The 21,628-nt window shown below is 42.5% G+C and carries 20 protein-coding genes and 1 pseudogene; 8 read left to right on the forward strand and 13 right to left on the reverse strand.

Annotated features, from left to right (window positions below):
• Nucleotides 1-124: 124 nt before the first annotated feature.
• Nucleotides 125-1,513, forward strand: a pseudogene (locus LC586_RS31740) (sensor histidine kinase); the annotation flags it as partial.
• Nucleotides 1,485-1,871: a response regulator gene (locus tag LC586_RS31745; RefSeq protein ID WP_229489425.1), complete on the forward strand. Its 387-nt coding sequence runs from the start codon at nucleotides 1,485-1,487 to the stop codon at nucleotides 1,869-1,871. The pseudogene LC586_RS31740 and the gene LC586_RS31745, both read left to right, overlap by 29 nt.
• Before the next feature lie 351 nt (nucleotides 1,872-2,222).
• Here LC586_RS31745 and LC586_RS31750 read toward each other — a convergent pair whose 3' ends face one another.
• The 10 genes from LC586_RS31750 to LC586_RS31795 form a co-directional block, all read right to left on the reverse strand.
• On the reverse strand, nucleotides 2,223-2,930 hold the full coding sequence (locus LC586_RS31750; RefSeq protein ID WP_229489426.1) for an actin-binding WH2 domain-containing protein: 708 nt from the start codon (nucleotides 2,928-2,930) through the stop codon (nucleotides 2,223-2,225).
• Nucleotides 2,931-2,972: 42 nt separating this feature from the next.
• Nucleotides 2,973-3,677 carry an actin-binding WH2 domain-containing protein gene (locus tag LC586_RS31755; RefSeq protein ID WP_229489427.1) on the reverse strand — a complete coding sequence of 235 codons (705 nt, stop codon included), beginning with the start codon at nucleotides 3,675-3,677 and terminating at the stop codon, nucleotides 2,973-2,975.
• A gap of 23 nt (nucleotides 3,678-3,700) precedes the next feature.
• Nucleotides 3,701-5,248 (reverse strand): FAD-dependent oxidoreductase, encoded by a 1,548-nt coding sequence (locus LC586_RS31760; protein ID WP_229489428.1) that lies wholly within the window; start codon nucleotides 5,246-5,248, stop codon nucleotides 3,701-3,703.
• A gap of 361 nt (nucleotides 5,249-5,609) precedes the next feature.
• Nucleotides 5,610-6,056, reverse strand: a complete 447-nt coding sequence (locus tag LC586_RS31765; RefSeq protein ID WP_229489429.1) for a hypothetical protein — start codon at nucleotides 6,054-6,056, stop codon at nucleotides 5,610-5,612.
• A gap of 944 nt (nucleotides 6,057-7,000) precedes the next feature.
• Nucleotides 7,001-7,774, reverse strand: coding sequence for a COP23 domain-containing protein (locus LC586_RS31770; RefSeq protein WP_229489430.1), 774 nt, complete (start codon nucleotides 7,772-7,774; stop codon nucleotides 7,001-7,003).
• A gap of 80 nt (nucleotides 7,775-7,854) precedes the next feature.
• Complete coding sequence (locus LC586_RS31775) at nucleotides 7,855-9,486, reverse strand: M48 family metallopeptidase (protein WP_229489431.1); 1,632 nt, start codon at nucleotides 9,484-9,486, stop codon at nucleotides 7,855-7,857.
• Nucleotides 9,487-9,847: 361 nt separating this feature from the next.
• On the reverse strand, nucleotides 9,848-10,594 hold the full coding sequence (locus tag LC586_RS31780; RefSeq protein WP_229489432.1) for a Uma2 family endonuclease: 747 nt from the start codon (nucleotides 10,592-10,594) through the stop codon (nucleotides 9,848-9,850).
• A 202-nt stretch (nucleotides 10,595-10,796) separates the two neighbouring features.
• Nucleotides 10,797-10,967: a photosystem II assembly protein Psb34 gene (psb34, locus tag LC586_RS31785; RefSeq protein WP_229489434.1), complete on the reverse strand. Its 171-nt coding sequence runs from the start codon at nucleotides 10,965-10,967 to the stop codon at nucleotides 10,797-10,799.
• Nucleotides 10,968-11,806: 839 nt separating this feature from the next.
• Entirely contained in the window at nucleotides 11,807-12,853 is a 1,047-nt protein-coding gene (locus tag LC586_RS31790) for an N-acetyltransferase DgcN family protein (RefSeq protein ID WP_229489435.1), read from the reverse strand.
• Complete coding sequence (locus LC586_RS31795) at nucleotides 12,837-13,892, reverse strand: dipeptide epimerase (RefSeq protein ID WP_229489436.1); 1,056 nt, start codon at nucleotides 13,890-13,892, stop codon at nucleotides 12,837-12,839. Before LC586_RS31795 ends, LC586_RS31790 begins: the two co-directional genes overlap by 17 nt.
• A 127-nt stretch (nucleotides 13,893-14,019) precedes the next feature.
• Between LC586_RS31795 and LC586_RS31800 the strand changes: the two genes are divergently transcribed.
• A complete protein-coding gene (locus LC586_RS31800) occupies nucleotides 14,020-14,619 on the forward strand; it encodes an NUDIX hydrolase (RefSeq protein WP_229489437.1) in 600 nt (199 codons plus the stop codon).
• A gap of 358 nt (nucleotides 14,620-14,977) precedes the next feature.
• Complete coding sequence (locus tag LC586_RS31805) at nucleotides 14,978-15,361, forward strand: hypothetical protein (protein WP_229489438.1); 384 nt, start codon at nucleotides 14,978-14,980, stop codon at nucleotides 15,359-15,361.
• Nucleotides 15,362-15,511: 150 nt separating this feature from the next.
• On the opposite strand, the gene LC586_RS31810 is transcribed toward LC586_RS31805, so the two are convergent.
• Nucleotides 15,512-16,435 (reverse strand): nucleoside hydrolase, encoded by a 924-nt coding sequence (locus LC586_RS31810; protein ID WP_229489439.1) that lies wholly within the window; start codon nucleotides 16,433-16,435, stop codon nucleotides 15,512-15,514.
• A 15-nt stretch (nucleotides 16,436-16,450) separates the two neighbouring features.
• On the opposite strand from LC586_RS31810, the gene LC586_RS31815 reads away from it, so the two are divergent.
• Nucleotides 16,451-16,882: a nucleoside deaminase gene (locus tag LC586_RS31815; RefSeq protein WP_229489440.1), complete on the forward strand. Its 432-nt coding sequence runs from the start codon at nucleotides 16,451-16,453 to the stop codon at nucleotides 16,880-16,882.
• A 177-nt stretch (nucleotides 16,883-17,059) separates the two neighbouring features.
• Here the strand turns inward: LC586_RS31815 and LC586_RS31820 are convergent, their stop codons facing one another.
• Nucleotides 17,060-18,184 (reverse strand): metallophosphoesterase family protein, encoded by a 1,125-nt coding sequence (locus LC586_RS31820; RefSeq protein WP_229489441.1) that lies wholly within the window; start codon nucleotides 18,182-18,184, stop codon nucleotides 17,060-17,062.
• 602 nt (nucleotides 18,185-18,786) lie between these two features.
• On the opposite strand from LC586_RS31820, the gene LC586_RS31825 reads away from it, so the two are divergent.
• The 3 genes from LC586_RS31825 to LC586_RS31835 all read left to right on the forward strand — a co-directional run bounded on the left by LC586_RS31825 (nucleotide 18,787) and on the right by LC586_RS31835 (nucleotide 20,901).
• Nucleotides 18,787-19,659, forward strand: a complete 873-nt coding sequence (locus LC586_RS31825; RefSeq protein ID WP_229489443.1) for an S-methyl-5'-thioadenosine phosphorylase — start codon at nucleotides 18,787-18,789, stop codon at nucleotides 19,657-19,659.
• An 86-nt stretch (nucleotides 19,660-19,745) separates the two neighbouring features.
• A complete protein-coding gene (locus tag LC586_RS31830) occupies nucleotides 19,746-19,931 on the forward strand; it encodes a hypothetical protein (protein ID WP_229489445.1) in 186 nt (61 codons plus the stop codon).
• Between the two features lie 166 nt (nucleotides 19,932-20,097).
• Nucleotides 20,098-20,901, forward strand: coding sequence for an Rpn family recombination-promoting nuclease/putative transposase (locus LC586_RS31835; RefSeq protein WP_229489446.1), 804 nt, complete (start codon nucleotides 20,098-20,100; stop codon nucleotides 20,899-20,901).
• 192 nt (nucleotides 20,902-21,093) lie between these two features.
• Here the strand turns inward: LC586_RS31835 and LC586_RS31840 are convergent, their stop codons facing one another.
• Nucleotides 21,094-21,612, reverse strand: coding sequence for a DUF2085 domain-containing protein (locus LC586_RS31840; protein WP_229489447.1), 519 nt, complete (start codon nucleotides 21,610-21,612; stop codon nucleotides 21,094-21,096).
• Nucleotides 21,613-21,628 lie beyond the last annotated feature (16 nt).

A 21,628-nucleotide genomic window follows, 5' to 3' on the forward strand; every position in this document is an offset into this window, starting at 1 on the left:
TTGAGAGTGGGGAGCAGGGGGAGCAGGGGGAGCAGGGGAAGCAGGGGGAGCAGGGGGAGCAGGGGGAGCAGGGGGAGTAAATTCTTCCTCATCCTCCTCATCTTCCTCATCTCTCAATTTACAAGCTATCACTGAACTGGAACTGAGGGTAGCAGAGCGCACTGCTGAGTTAATTACCGTGAATCGAGAGTTGCAGTCACAACTCGATGAGCGTCAGCAGACACAGGAAGAACTACGATTCTCTGAAGCCCGATTTGCCCGGATTTTAGATATTGCTGATGATGCAATTATTTCCATCAACGGATTCCAAAGCATCACCTTGTTTAATCAAGGAGCAGAGAAAATTTTCGGCTACTCTGCCCAGGAAGTGATTGGCCAGGGTCTTAATTTACTCTTACCGCAGCGCTTTTTCCAAATGCATCGTCAACATGTGGTTGATTTTGGTCAATCTCCCAATATTGCCCGCCGGATGGGAGAACGGCGTGAAATCTATGGTCGCCGCAAGGATGGTACTGAATTTCCAGCAGAGGCTTCCATCTCTAAAATCGACATGGGCAAGGAAATATTTTATACAGTTATATTGCGGGATGTCACAGAGCGTAAGCAAATTGAACGGATGAAAGATGAGTTTATCTCCGTTGTTAGTCATGAACTCCGTACTCCTTTAACTTCAATTCACGGCTCTTTAGGAATGCTAGACAGTGGTTTGCTACCGACAGACTCAGAGCAGGGAAAACGTCTGCTGCAAATTGCTACTGAAAGCAGCCAACGCCTAGTACGCTTAATCAACGACATCCTAGACATTGAGCGGATCGAGTCTGGTAAGGCGAAGATGGAACCAGAAATCTGCAATATCGTTGACCTGATCACTCAAGCAGTAAATGTCATGCAGCCTCTAGCTGACAAAGCTGGAGTGACGCTATCCATTTCTGCCTTATCCGGTCAAGTCTTGGCAGATTGCGATCGCATTGTCCAAACCTTGACCAATCTACTGAGTAACGCCATTAAATTTTCGTCTCCTGGATCTACGGTTTGCTTGGGGGCGCAACAACAAGGGGATGAAGTTTTGTTGACAGTCAAAGACACCGGACGCGGTATCCCATCTGACAAACTTGAGAGTATCTTTGAGCGCTTTCAACAAGTTGACTCCTCAGATTCACGCAACCATGATGGTACTGGTTTAGGTTTGGCAATTTGTAAGAGCATTATGCAACAGCACGGCGGACGCATCTGGGCTGAAAGTGTATTGGGCAAAGGTAGCACTTTTTACGTCACTCTGCCGTTGTTTGGGACTTTTCAAAATACTGATTTAGAAGACTCTTTAAACATTCGTGTAAATAAGAGTGATTACGAGCAAACTACAAATAGCCAACTAAGTCCAGATACAGGTTTGACCAAAGGGCGTGTTACCAACGAGGAATTTGAACAACAGGTAATGGAGTTACTTCAGCGAATTACCTTGAACCAACAAGAGGATAGTAGTAATGACAACAAAGCAAATTCTAGTGGTTGATAACGAGCAGTATATTCAAGAAGTTGCCAAGATTTGCTTGGAAACAGTTGCAGGCTGGCAAGTTGAGACAGCCAGTTCTGGTAAAGAGGGCATAATAAAAGCCGAGACTTACCAACCAGATGCGATTTTACTAGATGTGATGATGCCAGAGATGGATGGTATCGCTACCTTTGAAAAGTTACAAGCTAATCCGTTAACCAAAGCGATTCCGGTGATTTTGTTAACTGCCAAAATCCAGGCTTCCGATCGCCATCGCTATACCCAGATGGGAATGATCAGTGCGATCGCTAAACCATTCAATCCTCTAGAATTAGCTACTGAAGTAGCAGTAGCGTTGGGCTGGAGTCTAGAAAAGTAAAGGCGCACATCTGTACGCCCCTACTTGTATGGTTTTCAAACCTCGTTTCCAACCTCTGGCTGGAAATACTTACGATCGCACCTGCGGAATCTGGGTTATACCAATTTGAAAAAAGAATGCGACAGATGGGTAGGGGCACAACAATGTTGTGCCCTTACAAATAATTGATGTGTCGCAAATATTATTTGATATCATGTTCGCTTGATTACTTATTAAACCCGAAGAACCCCACCCCGCCAAAGCTACGCTTCGTCTCCCCTCCCCGCTTGCGGGGAGGGGATTAAGGGGTGGGGTGCAATGACTGTGGAAATCATAACTAATTATGCGAACATGATATGAATTGGTATTAGATTAACGCAAACCTAAAATTTCGGAAATCGCCGCTACAATATCCAAATAGAAGTTGCCTTTCACTGCCCGAAACAATTCAAATTTAGAGTCAGGCGCACCAAAAAACGGTCTGAGAAACCATCCTAACTGCATACCAACAAAGGCATAAAGCAATAACCAGGATCTTAAAATAGTAGTGCGGGTTTTTTTGCCAACTTCATCTTGTTGAGAAAGTAATTGCATTCCTTCATAAAGGAACTTAACGCCAAAGATGCCTGTAATGCCAAAAATTAATACATTCAACAATTTAAAAAATTGATAAGAATCGGGTGTAGTGATCAGAAAAAATAGTGTAACTGGTGCCAAGCTGAATAAAAGCACACTAATCACTGATACAGATGTGAGCAACACAACGAAATGCTGTTGAATACTGCTCCGGGAACCAAACAAAACGTTAAAAAAGAACAAAGTTGGGAAACAAATAATCAGTGTTAATAAATAAAATGCTGGGAGTTTGATAGCACCAGATAATGCCTGTGCCCAACTGTTGGATGCACCGATAATTGCGCCATAGATGGCAAAGAAAATGGAACTAGATACGAACAGAGAACTAATTTTATTCTGTAATCGGACTCCCTGACGAATTTCTTCTAAAAACGCCTGGCGATCGCGCAATAAATTAACTAAAACACCAAATTGTTGAATTCCGCGATTTTGTTTTTTCAGCATATTTTTATATCTTGTATATTTTGTGGAATTACTAATGACTGATTAACGGATTCCCAAGAGGTAGCTAATAGCTTGGATCACACTCAAATAGAAATTACCTTCTCTTTCGCGGAATAGTTGAAAAACAGAATCAGGCGTGCCAAAAAATGGTCTGAGAGTCCATCCTAACTGACTGCCTACGAAAGCGTAAAGAAATAGCCAAAATTGTAAAATTTTCTGGCGTGTCTTACTACCTTCATTATCTTGTTCTAAAACTAAAGTTGTGGCTTGATATAAAGACGAAATACCAATAAATCCAGTTAATGCAAATATGAATACATTTAACAAAATTAAAAATTGGTAGTTATTGGTGGTAATTAAGAAAAACAGGGTGATTGGTGCAAAGCTGAATAAAAGTACACTCGTAACTGAGACAGCAGTCAAGACTAATGCTAAATGCTGTCCAAAAGTCCGTTTTGAACCAAAAACAATGTTAGCAAAGTACAACGTGGGAATACAAATTAGGAGTGTGATTAAATAAAGGGCTGGAAGTTTAATGGCGGAAGACAAAGCTTGCATCCAACTATGGTATGCACCAATGATTCCGCCATAAGCGGCGAGAAATAAGGAACTGCAAACTAGTAAAGAAATAATTTTATTTGCTAATCTCGTACCTTGGCGAACTTCCTCTAGAAATCCTTGGCGATCGCGCAGGAATCCAATCAGCACCGCAAAGTATTTGATTCCTAAAGATTTCCGTTCAATCATGTTATCCTCACACAGGTAAAATTCTAAGTTTCATCTGAGTAATCACCGCCAGAACCATATTTCCAGGCATCAATCAAACGATGCCAATAATATTGTTGTTCTTTTGGTTGATTTTTAATCCATGTTTCTAGCATTGAACTTAACCAAAACAAGGCAGTGTACACACCTAAATTACTGTAATGTAACATCCAATCTAACAAACTTGCCAAACCTACTTGGGGAATTATCTTAGCAACTAATACCGGATGATCTAAACCAGTTTTTAACAGTGTTTGTGTTAGTGCTGAAAACTGCACTATATCCTGTAAAAATGGTTTTAGCACTGGTGTACCCAACTGTTGCATTTCCTGAAATACCGCCGAGAGTAGTTGGTTAATTTGATCTGGAGCAATTTTCTGATTTACACCAACGCTCATCGCCTTTTGAAACAACCAGGTAACAGTCAAACTTGGCTGATAGGGTTGCAGCAGTGCTAAGGCTTTTGCAGATAATTGTTCTGTTTCCAGTGCTTCGTAAATGCCAAACGTTAAACGCTTTAGGTGACGCACCATTGCCCCAAAACCACCAAAACTCAAAGGAGATTGACTACCACTGCTATCTCCGACTAGTAGAATGCGACTCCAAAGAGTTTTGATGGGGCTTTGGCGATAAGTGGGAAAGAAACCAAATAGCGATCGCTGAAATTTCAGTTTGCTCAACTCCACTCCCTGATATTCTGGTAAAAGACGCAGATATTCTTCAAATAGAGCTTCTAAACTCAAGCGTTGCGGATGTGCATCCATGTAAGTAAACAAGTAAGTTGTTCTGCCATCCCTGGCTGGAAAGGCTTCCCAGAAGTACTGACATTGATTTTGCAAAGGTGTAAATGATAATAACAAGTCGCCTGAGTTATTTTCCGCAAAACCTTGGGCGCAACTTCCTACCACCAAGCACAGTGCCTCTGGTTTTTTGCCTTGACGTGCTTGTTGAGTGATGGGTGAAAGATGTCCCATCGCGTCGATTAACAACCGAGTTTTAAATTGGTTATTTACTATCACCCCATCTGGATGAACTACCGCTTCAGTAAAGGGTGTGTTTTCTAACAACTTTCCACCTGCGGCGAGAAATCGGGTTTTTAAAGTAGCTAGTAGATAAACTGGATCTACGCCGATATTCAAAACATCCTCTACCCAAACTTCTGTACCGCCATCAAAACTAACTCGCGCTGGGTTATATTGAGTTGCGATCGCACTCTCTAATTCTTCCTCAGTCAGCAAGTTTAATTCCACAAACACATCTAATTCTTTGCGAGAAATATTCCACTCTTGTTCCCTCCCCCGCAAAATACCCCGTTCCATCAACGCCACCCGCAGTCCCTTCACCGCCAAGGCGCAACCAATTAAAATGCCCAAAGTGCCACCGCAGATAAGCAAATCGTTGTCTACAACACCTAAAGGCTGTTGACTTTCTTGAACTAATCTTGGTACTGGTGCGGAGTTTTCGCGCACAGATGTTAGAATGCGATCGCTTTGACGCAATCCTCCTAAAACATCGCCGGGTAATTGGGAAAGAATTTCTTCAGTTAAAGACATTTTGGAAAAACTCAACTCTACATTCCAAAATTACCTGAGAATGAAGAAAGTAGATATGATCATGGCCAGATAAATCGTAATTGGAACAACACTTACGCAAAAGAGATCCCCCCTAACCCCCCTTTTAAGGGGGGAACTAGAATCGAATACCCCCAATTTATCGGGGGGTTGGGGGGATCTCCGACCAATAAACACGTTAACTGAACCGTATTGGATCGGGTTCTTGGAGTTTAATAAGTAATTAAGCGCAGATGATATCAAGGCAATGGAATTCGCAGCTACACAAACGAACTCCGCCTTCGCGGACTCAGGGAAACGCTTACATCGATTAATTTTCAAGCGTTGAGACAGATGGAGTAAATCAGTTGACTTTTTTCAAAGTACCAGTAATTAGTGAACCTGGAGTAGTTTGGATAAGAAAGATTTCCTTGCCACCATCAACAATAATACCGCTATAAGAAGCAGTATTACTACCAGATGTCAATACTATTTGCACTGTACAATCTTGTTTAACACTATAGGTTCCTGACAGTGGCCTGTTTGGAGATACAGTACCGTTAATGCTAAGAACATCTGTTCCTTGAAAATTTCTATTTCCATTAAACTTTACTAAACCAACTGCAACCAAATTTTCTGTTTCAAACGTTCCAGTGAATTTAGTTCCATAGCTACCTTTTATCGTTACATTATTACAAGAAGGCGTAGCTTGGGCGTTCACCTTTTGAGAGATAGCATCTGAAATGGTCAATGCTGACACAGTACCAATTATTAACGTCGTAAAAAAGCCTTGGATTTTAAAGTTCATCATATTCATGAAATCAAAACACACTTGCGTAAATATTGACACTAGAAGATTACTATTGAATGACTTAACTTGTAAATATCAGTATAAAGTAAAAATTTTTACGCTAAATTTATTTATACCCACAAAGTCTTGTCTACCTTTAAAGTTCCGTCCTCGGAGATTTTGACCGTAGAAGTCTAAAGCCATGTTGCACTTTACGGAGGTGAGCAAATTTGACTACATGCTCACCTCTGTAAATTCAGGAATGATTAGATTAGATATTTTTCATTAATGGAGTTATCATGTCCGGTTGCTTAGTACAGCATTTCCTTAATTCGTAGCGAATTAAATTTGGCAATACCCTGCAATGGCAATAAATGCGCCAGCGGCCTTGTTAATGCAATACAGTTCAGTTAAGCAATTTTTCCTTCTCTTTCTTCTCTCTCTGTGTCGCGCCAGTTGCTTCTCCCTTGGCGCTAGCCTCTCCCAAAGGGAGAAGGGGAGACGCTACGCGAACAAGTCTCTTAACCGCAAGGGCGCACTGGCTTCTCTGCGCCTAATAAGGTAGCCTGCGGCAAGCCGCTTTGCGTCTACGTAAAAAAAAAACGACTTTGACAAAGAGTGCTAGCCTTAAGTGAACCGTATTGCTTGTTAATGCATCTCAATGCAATGCCAATGCGTTCCCCTGCATTGGAAACGCTACGCTTTTACGCAAAACTGTACTTAGTTACTAAACCCCAAGAACCCCACCCCTTAATCCCCTCCCCGCCTACGGGGAGGGGTGTAATGACTAGGCGAATCATAACTAATTATGCGGACATAATATGATAAGTCTTTCACCGGATATAAAATAAGGTGGGCTGTTTACCCACCTTAATGTAAATCTGTATTTTAGGATTGCCCTGACATAAACAACGATATCTTTTGGGTTTGGCGAAATTGTTCCGACCTGTTAAGTAATTCAAATATTAGCGGAAATTACCAGGTTTTAAGCGAACATTAGGCTGTGACTGACGACGAATTGCTACTCCACTCCGCAAATTGTTCCCAGTACCACCATCTTTGCGATCGAGGAAAGGTTTCAGATTAATCCCACCTCTAGACGAACTAACCCGATTATTACCACTGCCTAGAAGTGTGCGTCCTAAATTATATAATTCGTTCCCTCCACGACTGCGATCGCCATAAGTGTTAACGGCTATAGTCTGTTGTCCACTGTCAGCAGTAGTCAAGTTCTGAAAAATACTATTGCGGATAACAACAGGATCTTTCCCAGGAGGTACTGTCAGCACAATTCTACAGGTTGGGTTAACCTCAGTTGTGACGCAGACAATATTTTCGTTATTTTCTACGGATGTCTGGAGTTCTTGTAAGCCATCTGGGCGATAAAGTTCTAAACGACTGGCAATTGCTGTACAACGCCTTTGTGCATCCCAGCCGCCGCCCAAAGCCGCAGGCGCAGCCCAAGCGAAGTATTGCCCTGGTTGACTTTGTGGCTGATACATAACGGTGTACTGACCATTGTAAGTCTGACAGGTAAAGCGAGTTGTACCGTCAGATGAGGGTGAAGGTGGTACACCTGTTGATGTGTCTATTGGTACTGATGACCCGCCTGATGGTACTGTTGGTACGACAACGCCATCGCCAGTAGAGTCATATTGCGCCATTGCTACGGAATTGCCCAGACACAAAGATAAGCCAAGACTGCCCAAAGATATCAATCGAAGCAGTTGTGATGACATAAATCATCCTCCAGTAGAAAAAGGTGGGGAATTGATAGTTTAAGTGACGAGTAATTCTCTGTTTTGATTCATCAAAAACGCTATTTTTTTTCTTCTCTTGCTTTTTTCTCTTCGAGTAGCTTTTTCACCCGTGCTTGAATTTCTAGATGACGTCCCACTCCTTCATAGGCGTAACGGTTGTAGTTACTACGGGTAATGAGGTTTTCTAAATAACTAACTCGCTCACTACCGCCTGGGTGCGAAGATAACCAACTAGGAGGAGCATTTTTTTGCTGTTTTTCTAGCGTCACCATTAAGTTACGCAAGCCATCAGCAGCGTAGCCAGTGGCAACAATTAGGCGTGTGCCGAGATTATCTGCCTGACGTTCCATGTCGCGGCCGTAACTGAGTGCGAACAGTTGACCGATAGTGCCGCCCAGAGGTAGATATTGGGTAACGTTAGAGATCAGGTTGCCTTGGCTGACTAATTGAAAACCGTGGGATAAAAGTACATGGGATAATTCATGACCGATTAACCCAGCTAATTCTGCTTCGGAATTAGTTTTAGCGATCGCACCCGCATTAATAAAAATTTTACCCCCAGGTAATGCAAAGGCGTTAAGGCTTTCCTCTGGAATCACAAAGAATTCGTATTTAAACTCGTCCCGTCCTCCTACCTTCGCCAATTTCTGTCCAATTTCATTGACGTATGCCAAAATATCTTCGTCTATAATTACACTCAGCTGTTTTTTTGCTTGCTTTGCCACCGACTCACCTATGGCTTGTTCACCTTGTAGCAGCATGATGGTAGAGTCAAGGGCAGAAAAGGGCCCAAGCAGACTGCCAGTGACGGCGTAACCTAAAGCACCTGTAATAATATTACCGATGACATTGCCTCTAATTTCTCCTTGTGTATAAGCTTTGTAACGGTTCAGGTTTTCCTCTGCTAGTTTTGTAAACTCAGGCGCTTGGGGATTTTTCGGGTTGAGAATAGCAAATTGACGCGCCGCTAAAGACGCTTCCATCCATTTTTTATCAGCAGCTAGGGCTGTAATTCTAGCTTTAATTAATTCTGGTTGATCTGGATACAGCGAAGAAGCCCGTTCTAATATATCTAACGCTTCTTTAGTGCGATCGTATTGTTTCAATACTTCAGCATATCGGATATGACCAGGGATAAATTCAGGATATTGCTCAACTAATAGTTGCAGGGGTACTAAAGTTTTTGTTTGCAACTTTTGTGCTATCCCCGCCTCTGATTCTCGCCAGTAGACTTTACCTCCTGGGGATAGTTGCGTGGGGTCGAGTATGGCAGCTTTACGCTGTTGATTATCTGATGTTTTACCAAAAGGCTGCTTAACTTCGCGGTAAATTTTTTCCGCCTCTGGGATTTGTCCCGCCAGATAAAGTCTATCCGCTTCTATAAATTTTAGCTGACGTGTGAGTTCTTCCGGGCTGAGTGGGGGTTCCTGTGACGACTCTGGCTTTTTCGGTTCGGAAACTTCAGGGGCGGGTTTTGGTGCTTCTGGCGTTGATGAACGTTGCAGCGCATCCCGTAACTTTTGGACTTTAGTTGTTTCTGAACTGGGCTTTGTCGTTTCAATAGTAGTAGCAGCAGGTTCTTGTGCCAGAAGGGGTGAAGTTACCTGCGTCAGAATTATCAAAATTGATGTAGCAACTGAAAGTAATACCCACTTCCAGGCTGGCAGTAAAGACTTCCAGATTCGTTTCATGCTTGCGCCCACGTATGCAAAAGGCTCTTTTTTAAATTTTATGAGCAATTAGCAAAATACGTATATAATAATGTATTTTTTGTGAGACACTATGCCCAAGCGCGAACTCTTCGGTGACGCACCCCAGCACTTATTTGCTTAAACTGAGTCATATCAAGTTCGGCAAATCACTTACGATATGTCATTGCGTTCGCCCTTGGCGTTCCCGAAGGGTATGCAACGAAGTGGAATGTTCGCCTTTGGCGTTCCCGCAGGGTAGCAATTCGCTTGCGGTTTGGAGATTGCTTCACTTCGTTCGCAATGACAACTAATCAGCCGAACATGATATCACTCAAATACTTGAAAATTTTGTCTATATATGCTATTGCAAATTATTTGGATCAATACCTTGAGATTGTAAATAGACAATTAGCCGTTCTTTTTGTTGGCGTTCCTGTTCGGTACGCTGGCGTTCCTGTTCAATTTCTTCTACCGCCCAAAGCAACAAATTACCGGACTCATCCCACCAGCGCAACCAGTAACCAGTTCTAGCTTCTTTTGTTCCTTGCCAAGTTCCCAGAAATAAACCCATTGAATCAATCCAATGACGACCATTTTCATCCGGTTGCTTTAACTCGTAGCGGCTGTTTTCGAGTTGGTAAAATTCTAACAAACCGCCATTTGGGTCAAAAATTACGTAAATTGGGACTTGAAGAATCTGCTCATAAAAAAACCATTTTCCTGGTGGATAGGTTCGCTTAAAAGAGTATTCTCCACCCTCAGTATCAGATAGAAATTCCATCACAATTGCCGGAATATCTCCATCTAAATTGGGTGTATAGCTTTTGCGTTCTCCTAAAACTTGATTTACCGATGGTACATAAACCCAGTCGGGTGCTTTAGCAACAAATTGCCCGTTTATCGTTGCACAAAGTCCAAAATTCGAGGCTATCAACATCTGCGGTTGGATGAAACCACTTATCTCTAGGCTTTCGCGCAAAGCACCAGCTAATAGTGGCTGACTTGTATTTTCCACTGGTTCATCCTCTAGGTGAAAATCTGCGGGCAACGCTTCCCAAGATATTACCAGTTCTGTTGAAGATTTAGCTTCACCGAGTTGGGTTGTCATAAACACCCCTTTTTATTGATTTGTCTTTATTTTATGGGCGATCGCAGTTATTTTACAACGTCGCAGTTTGGGATGCGATGCCTAAAACAGGCAAAGCCAAAGCAAAGGATTAAAACACAAAAAACCCCGGCGAAACTAACCGAGGTAAGAGAGAGAGGTACGAATGACGATGAGATACAGCGATACCGAAATCTAAAAAATCTTAGCTAACGCTAAAACCAACCAAAACTATAGTTGTGACAATTAAAGTCGCAAAAAGAGCCTGTAAAACATATTTACGTTGTTCCCAAATTGCCGGGTACTCAGCGTAGTACATCTTAGGTTCAGCTGCGTAGTTATTGAGGATGCCGTCTTCATTTACTGTGGTGTACATAGTTTTTTTTCTTTTTTGTTTGTTTATGTAACTAAATTTAACAATATTGTTACGAAACGTCAATATGACTTGACAAAAAAAGGCTGATGGCTTTTATAAAAGTTACTTATCATATCATGTCCGACTTAGTACTTAGTACAGCATTTCCTTAATTCGTAGCGAATTAAATTTGGCAATACCCTGCAATGGCAATGAATGCGTCGGCGGCCTTGTTAATGCGCCAGCGGCCTTGTTAATGCGCCAGCGGCCTTGTTAATGCGTCGGCGGCCTTGTTAATGCGTCGGCGGCCTTGTTAATGCGTCGGCTTGCATTGTTAATGCGTCGGCGGCCTTGTTAATGCGTCGGCTTGCCTTGTTAATGCGTCGGCGGCCTTGTTAATGCATCTCAATGCAATGCCAATGCGTTCCCCTGCATTGGAAACGCTACGCTTTTACGCAAAACTGTACTTAGTCAAAAGCGAGCGTTCGCGCAGCGTCTCTAAGAGTTGCGCGGCAATCCCAAAGTCAAGGGAATTGCTACCCTGCGGGAACGCCAAAGGCGAACATTTCACTTCGTTGCATACCCAACTCTTGGAGAGGCTGCGCCAACGGGAACGCCTTGGGCGAACGCAATGACATATCGTAAGCGATTATGCGGGCATGATATCAGACATGGGGGATTTAGGCGAAGCTGCTCCAGCCGCCGAAAGCGCCATATCTTACGCAATTTAAAAAATTGCAAAATCTAAAATGGTATAAAAGAGTAGAGACACGTTAGCGTAACGATTTCGCGTCTCTACTGGTAATCGCATTTAGCGCTCCATCTGTTGCAATGATTTTTGGATGAAGTAAAATCTACATCTAATTCTTCATCACCGCATCCAAAAGCACATTGGCATCAAAGCGGACTACATCAGTGCAAGGTAGTCCCGTTTCTGCTATTGTTTGAGCGATGCTTTCCTCAGCCGCAGACTCATCTAGATGGGCTGTGTTAAGCGCTATGCCCACTACAGGAACACTTCCAAAAGCACCACCAGCACTAGCAACAGTTTCATAAAGCCGAATCACTTCTGGTAAAGGTGGAATTAGTACATGGGGATGATTACGTACATGAACTTGTCTTGCGCGATGTGCTAACAGCAGGTGGGTTGGTTGCGAACCACGAATTAGGGGTAAGGTTGCCGTTGAACCAGGGTGTAGCAGTGAACCTTGTCCTTCAATGTGCAGGATGTCGTGGTTTTCCCCATAGCGCATAACTATTTGTTCCACAGCACCGGCGGCAAAGTCTACCCGCACGGCATCTAAAGCCACGCCGTCCCCTTCTAACATCACCCCAGTTTGACCGGTGGCGAGGAATTTAGAACGCCAGCCTCGCTGTTTTGCTGCCCAATGTAACTCTAGACTAGTTGACATTTTACCGATCGCCATGTCGGTTCCCACTGTCAAAACCCGCCGACAGGAAAGGGTGCGTGCCATTCCACTAGCAACACTTATATTAGGCGGTTCTTTGCGTACATCCCAAATTACTTGCCCTGATTTGAGCAGTGCATTTAACTCTGGTATGTTCGCCATTGGTGTATGTAAACCATTTACCAGCGACATTCCAGCTTCTAAAGCGTCTTTGATTTCCAGCCAGTAATCATCTGGTAAAGCACCACCTCCTGGAGCAATGCCAATTACTAAGACTTCTGGCTTGTATTCAAGGGCTGCGGCTACCGATGCCACTATTGGCACATCACGCTTAATATTTGTCAATTCTGGTAGGGATTTGCCAGCACACTCGCGATCAATTACGGCTACGATTGGGGCTTCACTGTAACGTAAAATTGCTAGCCCTGTTTTGCCGTGATGTCCAGTAATTCCCTCATGCAGCAAGATAGCTACTCGTTGATTAGGTGATAGACGCACTCTGTTGTACCCCCAAGCCTGGTAAATGGTTTGGCAAAACTCTCCCTTCTTTTATTAGCAATGCACCCGTAAAGGGATCATCGATTAAATTGAGGTGACTGTCTAAATCTAGATAATCAGCTAGTGGCGCTAGCTGTAATGCTGCTGTATTAGCTAGTGAACTGTCAGAATAGCAACCAAACATTACTTGCAACCGATATGCTCGCGCTGTATGTACCATTCGCATTGCCTCGGTTAGTCCCCCTGATTTCATCAGTTTGATATTAATACCATCCACGTAGTTTGCCAAATGGGGAATATCGGAGCTTGTGAAGCAACTTTCATCGACAAAGATGGGTAGGGGAGAGTGTTCTTTGAGTTTTACTAAACTTTTTTCCTGTCCCCGTGGCAATGGCTGTTCTACATATTTTATACCTAAATTAGCTAGCCAATTGCACATTGCGATCGCATCTTCTAAACTCCAACCCCCGTTGGCATCAACAAATAATTCTGGTTTCGGTGCTTCTTCTCGCACTGCTAATAGCATTTTTTTATCTGCATCTATGCCATCTGGACTACCTAGCTTCACCTTGAAAAGGCGGACATCAGTAAATTGTAACCAGTCTCGCGCTCTCGCCTTGGCTCCTTCAGGTGAATTAATCCCAATTGTGACAGAAGTCGGTACTATTTGGTTGCGATCGAGTCCCCAAATTTGCCACAAGGGTAATCCTACGCGCTTACCCAACCAGTCGTACATTGCTATATCCAAGGCAGCTCTTGCAGCAGAAGGAACCTGGTTTTGTGTTAAAACTTGCTCAATTTCCTGTCGCTGTAAGGGGCTGAATACTTGCAACAGTGGCACAACTTGCTCTAGAGCGTCTTTGATCGTATCAGTTGATTGCCGATGATTACCCACGCCAAATGGTGATGCTTCCCCCCAGCCTTCTATATCATCATGTGAGATCCTTACCCATACATTAGTTGTCTGTGCCGTTGTACCTCGACTAATAGTCAACGGAAACCTTTTGTTTACTGTAAATAAATTTATATTTATTTGCATACTTGTTATACATATTATGTTATGCAAAAGCCAGTGTAAGTTCAAAGTTTAGATTATCAGATGCATCTGTTATACTTTTTTACATTCATTGCTTGATGACTAAAGGTTTTATACATTATTTTTATTTATGAACGACTTAAAAAAATGGAAGATTTTAAAATCAAAAATGGTCTTAGATCACCCTTGGTGTCAGGTGAGGCAAGATGAAATAGAATTACCCAATGGTAAAATTATAGATGATTATTTTGTCAGTATTAAACCAGACGTTGCAATGGTTTTACCTATTACTACTAGCAAAGAGATAATTTTTGTCCGGCAATACAGACATGCAGTAGGTGAATTTTTCTTAGAACTGCCAGCAGGGAATTTTGACCCTACAAAAGAAAGTGCAGAAGTAGCAGCAATTCGAGAACTGACTGAAGAGACTGGTTATATTACCCAAGAATTTAAAAAAATAGGAACTCTATACGATAAGCCAAGCAAAGATACCAATAAAATACATTTATTTTTAGCAGAGAATGTCAAACATGCTGGGGAGCAACAACTAGATATTACAGAAGAGATTGAAGTCGTATTCATTCCTGTAGAATCAGTTTTAGAGAAAATTGCCCAAGGTGAAATTTCTGTGGCGGGAACTATTGCGGCTCTTTTCTTAGGTTTAAATTTTATAAGAAGAATTCAGAACTCAGGAGTCAGAATTCAGTATGAATTCTGTACGAGTGGGTGACGAATATTGGTTAAAACCTCGCCCGAAGTTAAGCGAAAAAAATTAAAATATTCTCGCCTTAAAACTCTATCCCTTTATGGGTAGAGTATTCTGAATTCTGAATTCTGTATTCTGACTCCTATTTTATTAATTATTAATAATTGTTTTATCTATCTTCTGTTTTGTAAGAATAATGCTTAAGACGAATTGTATCCTAAAGCTTTTACAACAAATTGTTAACGTTTTGGCATAGAAAGATATTAATAAAGTTTCCATATAATGTCCTGGTAAAGATGATATACAGAAAATTTATGTATATAACTGTTACTATGCTAAAGACAGAGGGCAAGTAACTAAATTCAATTTGGCAGTTTGTAAAGTGGATGTTCTAATTGAGTCAACAAGGGGCTTTGAAAAGGATCTTGGCAGGCTGAGTGAAGATGAAAAAACCGCAGCGGTTAAAAAAATCAATGATTGCGCCAGCCTCTTTCCAACTCAAAAAGGTGATGTTTATCGTAAGTTGCGTCGTCTCCCCCTATCGTCAGATATTAATGGCTATGAATCTTCGCTTTACACGCTAAGGGTTTCGCAGAAACTTAGGGTGATTTTGACAGTTGACGAAGATCCAATTTTTGGGCAAGTTATTTTTACTCTTTTTCGAGTGGTCAAACACGATGACCTCGATAAAGCGTATAAAGGTGTGGCAGAGTCTTTGTATCAAGGATTACTCCACCACAATCGAGAAACTACCCGGATCTTGTAAGTTGGTTGATGACACAAACCCTTACCCTCTGTGACGAATACGCCATTATTTATCAAGCCATAAAGATTTTGCCAGATGACGAGCTAAAGATTGCTTTTCTTGAAGCCTTGGCAGAACTTGAAGATAACGAGTGTCACAGAACAAGAAAATTTATCTTGCCCATTGCTGCAAGATGTAGGCGTAAAAAGCCTCTTTATCAACTTTATCCATTGCATAAATTTTTCGACCACCAGGAACTACTTTAGTGCGCCCCTGACTAATACCAGTGGTGATAATTTCTGTTTCCCATTCGCGTAGTTGATAAAATTCTGGATGTCCCAGATAAGCTGTTGCTAAGACATCCCAAAAATAATAATCCTGGGGGATAACTAGTGCATAACATTGTCCGGCTAAATCAGAGATAGGATAGTGCCGTTGTCGTCCCATTTTGTATACTAGCTCCGATGTGACTGGGACATTATTAGTTAAATCTAAAGGGCACATAATAATTTCAATTTGGGTTTGCCATACCCGCGCTGCTGAAATTGCGTCCCAATAAACATTCCATTCGGCAGAACCATCTTGTCCTGCTTCCAGACTTTTTTCTACATTGCCACCGACATTTAATGCACCACCCATCCAAACAATTTTGTGAATCTTGGCTTCAATGTCTGGTGCTTTGTCTAAAGCCACTGCTACCGTGGTCAACGGGCCAGTTACCATCAAGGTTACGGGGTCTGATGCCTCCCGCAACACCTGTATCATGAAATCTTGACCTGTTTCGGCAACCAAAGGCGTAGTGATGGTTTCGCTTTGATTGAGAATGGGGAGATGGTCAACGATAAATGAATCACGGCGATAGAGAGTAGGAAATGGATTGATACCGCGTACAGTGCTTTCTGCAACCGGGATATGAGAAAATCCCATCAAATCTATAATTTTACGTGTGGCGCTAACAGCTGGTTGAATGTAGCAATCTGCTGGAGTGACGACAACACCAAGGAGTTCAATATGATCCATCGTCAACAGCAGCATAGTTGCTAAATAATCATCTACACCGCCATCGTGATCCATTAATACTAGTTGTTTTGTCATAAAAGGAGAATTAATATGGATGAGTTTATGGAAGCTGCTATTCAAGAAGCAAAACAAGGCAGACAAGAAGGGGGAATTCCCATTGGTTCGGTTCTCGTCAAGGATAGGAAAATTCTCGGCAGAGGACACAATAAACGTGTGCAAGACGCAGATCCTGTCACCCACGCGGAAATCGATTGTCTCCGGAATGCTGGGAGAGTTGGCAGCTACAAAGGTACTACACTCTATTCAACTTTAATGCCGTGCTACCTGTGCGCTGGGGCAGTGGTACAATTTGGTATTAAAAAAGTCATCGTCGGAGAATCCAGAACTTTTCCTGGTGCTAAAGAATTTATGGTATCTCACGGTGTGGAAGTAATTGATCTTAATCTTGACGATTGCGAACAAATGATGAGTGAGTTTATTGAAACTAACCCGGAACTTTGGAATGAAGATATCGGTAATTAGAGACGCGATTAATCGCGTCTGTACAAGAGAGACGCGATTAATCGCGTCTGTACAAGAGTTGCCGGCGTCTTGGTGAGTTTTGATAGGAGAATTATGGTAGGAGCGATCGCTATCTAAAAAGTCACCAAGCTTTTAACCGAGACAAAAAAGTTACCTTCACACGGACACTCATCACTCCTAACCTAGCAAAAGTGTGCTGTTATTATCAATCAGCGTCAGAGTTGCATTAGTAGCCATACCTGGGTTGGGCTGCGCCAATGCACTATAGGACTGAATATAACGCCTCACTTCTAGCGGAAAGTGGGGGTAATCTAATACTGCATCTCCATCGGCAATAGTTGCCCAGAACTCGCGCAAACTAGGAGCTAATGTTTTTGCCTGTGATAATGGTAAGTTTAATGGAGAGTGAGTTAGTAGCTTGATGAGGAAGGGGAAAGAGCGATCGCCCATCCATTGCCGTGATGATTGTTGCAAGTCGGGGAACTCAGGCACTGACTCTACCCGATGGGATAAAATTTGCAACGATTCTTTACCTTGGTTATCCCGATGGAACTCTAGCACCCGATAAGGGTGAGGATAGCTTACTAAAGAACCTGTGGTAATATCATATACTCCATCTGAGTAAGCAATATCTTGAACGTGCAAATGCCCTGTAAATACTAGTTTGACTCCGTAGCGCCTTAGCAACTGCAACAGTTCTGCTGAATTGGACAACATATAGCGATTTGCTAGTGGATGGCTCGATTGATTGGGCAAATGCTCCACTACATTATGATGCACCATCACCAGAACTAATTCATCAACAGATGCCGCCAGCACCTCTTCTAACCACCGTAGCTGTTTGGCATCCAAACACCCCACTTGCTCACCCTGGTCATTAAAGGAGTTAGAATTTAGTCCAATCAGCTTAACTCCAGGCAATAACTGACGAATGTAGTAAATCTGCTGCGGATCTTCATAGCCAAACTTTGTGTAATAGTAGGGAAAATCCGCAAAAGCAATTGATTGCTGATCGGCCAACAGCACAGGAACGTCATGATTACCAGGAACAACATAGACGGGAAAAGGTAGCTGGGCTAAATATTGTTGCAACCAGGCGTGATTTTCTGGTTCGCCGTGCTGGGTTAAATCTCCTGGTAATAACAAGAAATCTAAATCGAGTTGTGTTAAATGTTCTAGTACACTTTGAAACGCCGAGATACTGACTTCTACTAGATGGAACCGGTTGGGATGATCCCAGATTGTGTGGGGAAGTGCCAGGTGTAAGTCACTGACTACCGCAAAACGAAAATTGAGAGCCATTGATTTATGAAAATGTTAAAAGCAAAAGTTAAAACAAGCCTTTTCCCAAAAGTATAACGCTTGCTTTGTTTCGCTGCTCAGGAGTACATTTACTTAACATTTGTATACATTGAGCAATAGATTAGACGCTATGCTGACAATTAATTTCAAGGCTGAATATAACCATTAATCTGCAAAAATTATCAGAAATTTGATTACTAAAACCCAATACGGTTCAGTTAAGCCCAAAAAATAAAAATGTGTAGGTTGGGTTGAGGGACGAAACCCAACATTTTCGGCCATTTGTTGGGTTTCACTTCGTTCAACCCAACCTACAATTATCCTTAACTGAACCGTATTGTACTAAAACCCGGAAGTCAAGCGCTCAGTGATTCAGATTTTGTACCCGATATTTCTAAAACGCGCTTCAACCAATTTTCTGTTTGTTGAGCAGCAGATAGCTTTTCTGTAGCATTTGACCAGATTGTATCCCACTTAAATAATGGGTAATAATTCAATAGTGTTAGCGGCACGAAATGTAATCGCTTTGTTTGTTGGCTTCTCTGCTACTCCCCTTTTCGGTAAAATAACTTAGCAGATCAGCAAGGAACAGGTTCAGGATCATGACTCAAGCTAGTATTGGGATTATTGGTGGCAGTGGTCTGTATAAAATGGACGCGCTCAAAGATGTAGAAGAGGTGCATGTTCAAACTCCCTTTGGTTCACCATCAGATGCTTTGATTCTGGGGACTTTGGATGGTACATGGGTAGCTTTTCTGGCGCGTCATGGTCGTAATCACACGCTGTTACCCTCTGAGTTACCGTTTCGCGCTAATATCTATGCGATGAAGCAATTGGGTGTGGAGTATTTAATTTCAGCTAGTGCTGTGGGTTCCTTGAAGGAAGAGGCGAAACCACTGGATATGGTGGTTCCAGATCAGTTTATTGACAGAACGAAAAATCGGATTTCAACGTTTTTTGGTGAGGGAATTGTTGCTCACATTGCCTTTGGCGATCCAATTTGTAAGAATTTGGCTCTTTTGTTGGCAGATGCGATCGCATCTCTCAATTTACCAGAAGTTACTCTCCATCGCGGCGGTACTTATGTGTGCATGGAAGGGCCGGCTTTTTCCACCAAGGCGGAATCGAATCTTTACCGCAGTTGGGGTGCAACAATCATTGGGATGACGAATTTACCAGAGGCGAAGTTGGCCAGGGAAGCCGAAATTGCATACTCAACTTTAGCGCTGGTGACAGATTATGATTGTTGGCATCCAGATCACGACAGTGTGACGGTGGAATTGGTGATTGGCAATTTGCTGCGGAATGCTGTGAATGCTCAAAAAGTGATTCAAGAAACTGTACGGCGATTGAGTGAAAATCCACCACCGAGTGAGGCGCATTCGGCGTTGCAGTATGCAATTTTGACTCAGTTAGATAAAGCACCAGCAGCGACGAAGGAAAAGTTAGGGTTATTATTGCAGAAGTATTTATAGTGTTGGTGATGAATGAGGGATGTTTACAACGAGCTACGCTTACGTAGTTTCTTAGTACAGTTTTGCGTAAAAGCGTAGCGTTTTTAATGCAGAGGCACGCATTGGCATTGTCAGGCGACGCATTAGCATTGTTAGCCGACACAATGCCATTGTCAGGCGACACATTGGCATTGTCAGGCGACACATTGGCATTGTCAGCCGACGCATTACCATTGCAGGGGATTACAAAATTTAATTTGCTACGAATTAATGAAATGCTGTATTTAGATTAGAGCAAGAGCGATCGCTATGATGGGCTGTTCAATGACGCACCATTATCATAAAATCATACAGGCTGGCTTATCTCAAGTTCGGGCGTAGGCGTACCCCGTCGTAGACATCGCTCACTACTAAAATCTCTTTGTGACAGACAAGACCTCGCTGATATAATACCTGTCTATGTTTGATAACGTCTGTCGCTTCTTAGCAGAGTCATTTTCAGGCGATTTCGCCACCTGGTTACTTGGCGAATCTATTGCACTCACCCAACTCAGTCCATCAGAATTATCCCTCGAACCGATTCGAGCAGATGCGTTAATTCTGTTACAGTCAGATGAAATTGTTCTGCATATCGAATTTCAAACCGAAGCAAAAGCCGAAATTCCCTTTCGGATGACTGATTATCGATTAAGGGTGTATCGCAGATTTCCCTATAAGCGGATGCATCAAGTTGTGATTTACCTGCAACCCACCACATCTGAATTAGTCCAACAAACAGCTTTTGTTTTAGAAAATACCCGTCATGAATTTGGAGTCATTCGTCTTTGGGAACAACCAAGCGAGATATTTTTAAATACTCCTGGTTTGTTACCGTTCGCTACCCTCAGTCAAACTGAGGATAAAACGCGAACATTACAACAGGTTGCTGAAGCTATTGAGCAAATAAATGATACCCGAACACAAAGTAATATTGCTGCGTCAACGGCAATCTTAGCTGGGTTAGTATTAAACAAGGAACTGATTAAAAGGTTATTACGGAGTGATGCTATGCGCGAGTCTGTAATTTATCAGGATATCCAGCAGGAAAAAGCTTTATCGATTGTTATCCGACTACTTCGTCGTAAAGTCGGAACTGTTCCACCTGCACAGCTATTGAAAATTCAAGCTTTAGACTCAACACAGTTGGATGATTTAGCAGAGGCTTTACTTGATTTTTCGAGTTTAACCGATTTAGAAGCCTGGTTAGCGCAAAATCAAAGTTAATACAGCAGAATTGGGGAATTTTCCGAGTCAGAATAGTTTCTTAAATTAGAGCAAAAGCGATCGCTACGACGGGCGTAGCTGTGGCACTATTATCTGAAATCATACAGGCGATCGCTCTTTACTAAAATCTCTTTGCGTCCCCCCGTCTTTACCCTTGGTAACAGATGCGTCAAAGAAGTGCCAACGGCGAATTTATTCGTCTTGAATATTAGCACCCCGCCACCCATGCAAAATCGGCATAGTAAACAATCCCCACGCCAAACCCGTAATCAGCCCAAAAGGCGTAACCAGATAGTTATTAAAACTCCACAAACCGAAAATCTGTGCTGCCAATTCCAAAGGATAAGCCATCATCAGCACACTTGCTAAAGCCGCACCACCCCAGCCATACTGATTCAGCCAGTAAAAACCTTTACCACCAGTTACCCCATACAGTAAACGAGTAATCAGCAAACCCGTGACAGTGCCATAGCACCGCATACACACAGCCATAATAAACGGTGGTGCCAAATCTAACCCCATAGTTGGTTGCGGACATACATGATTACCCATGAAATAAATGATGTCCGCAATCCTAGGAAGCAAAGACACTCCAGACGCAGCCAAAAAGGGAGCAATCGGCGGGCCAAAAACCATCCCTACCAACAAGAAATCAGCAATCAAACTAACCCAATTAACCTGCAACTCTTCACTGAAAGCTACTCTTGTCATCTTCCTTTCTTCGCGC

The sequence above is a fragment of the Nostoc favosum CHAB5714 genome, assembly GCF_020829495.1.
Classification (GTDB): Bacteria; Cyanobacteriota; Cyanobacteriia; order Cyanobacteriales; family Nostocaceae; genus Nostoc; species Nostoc favosum.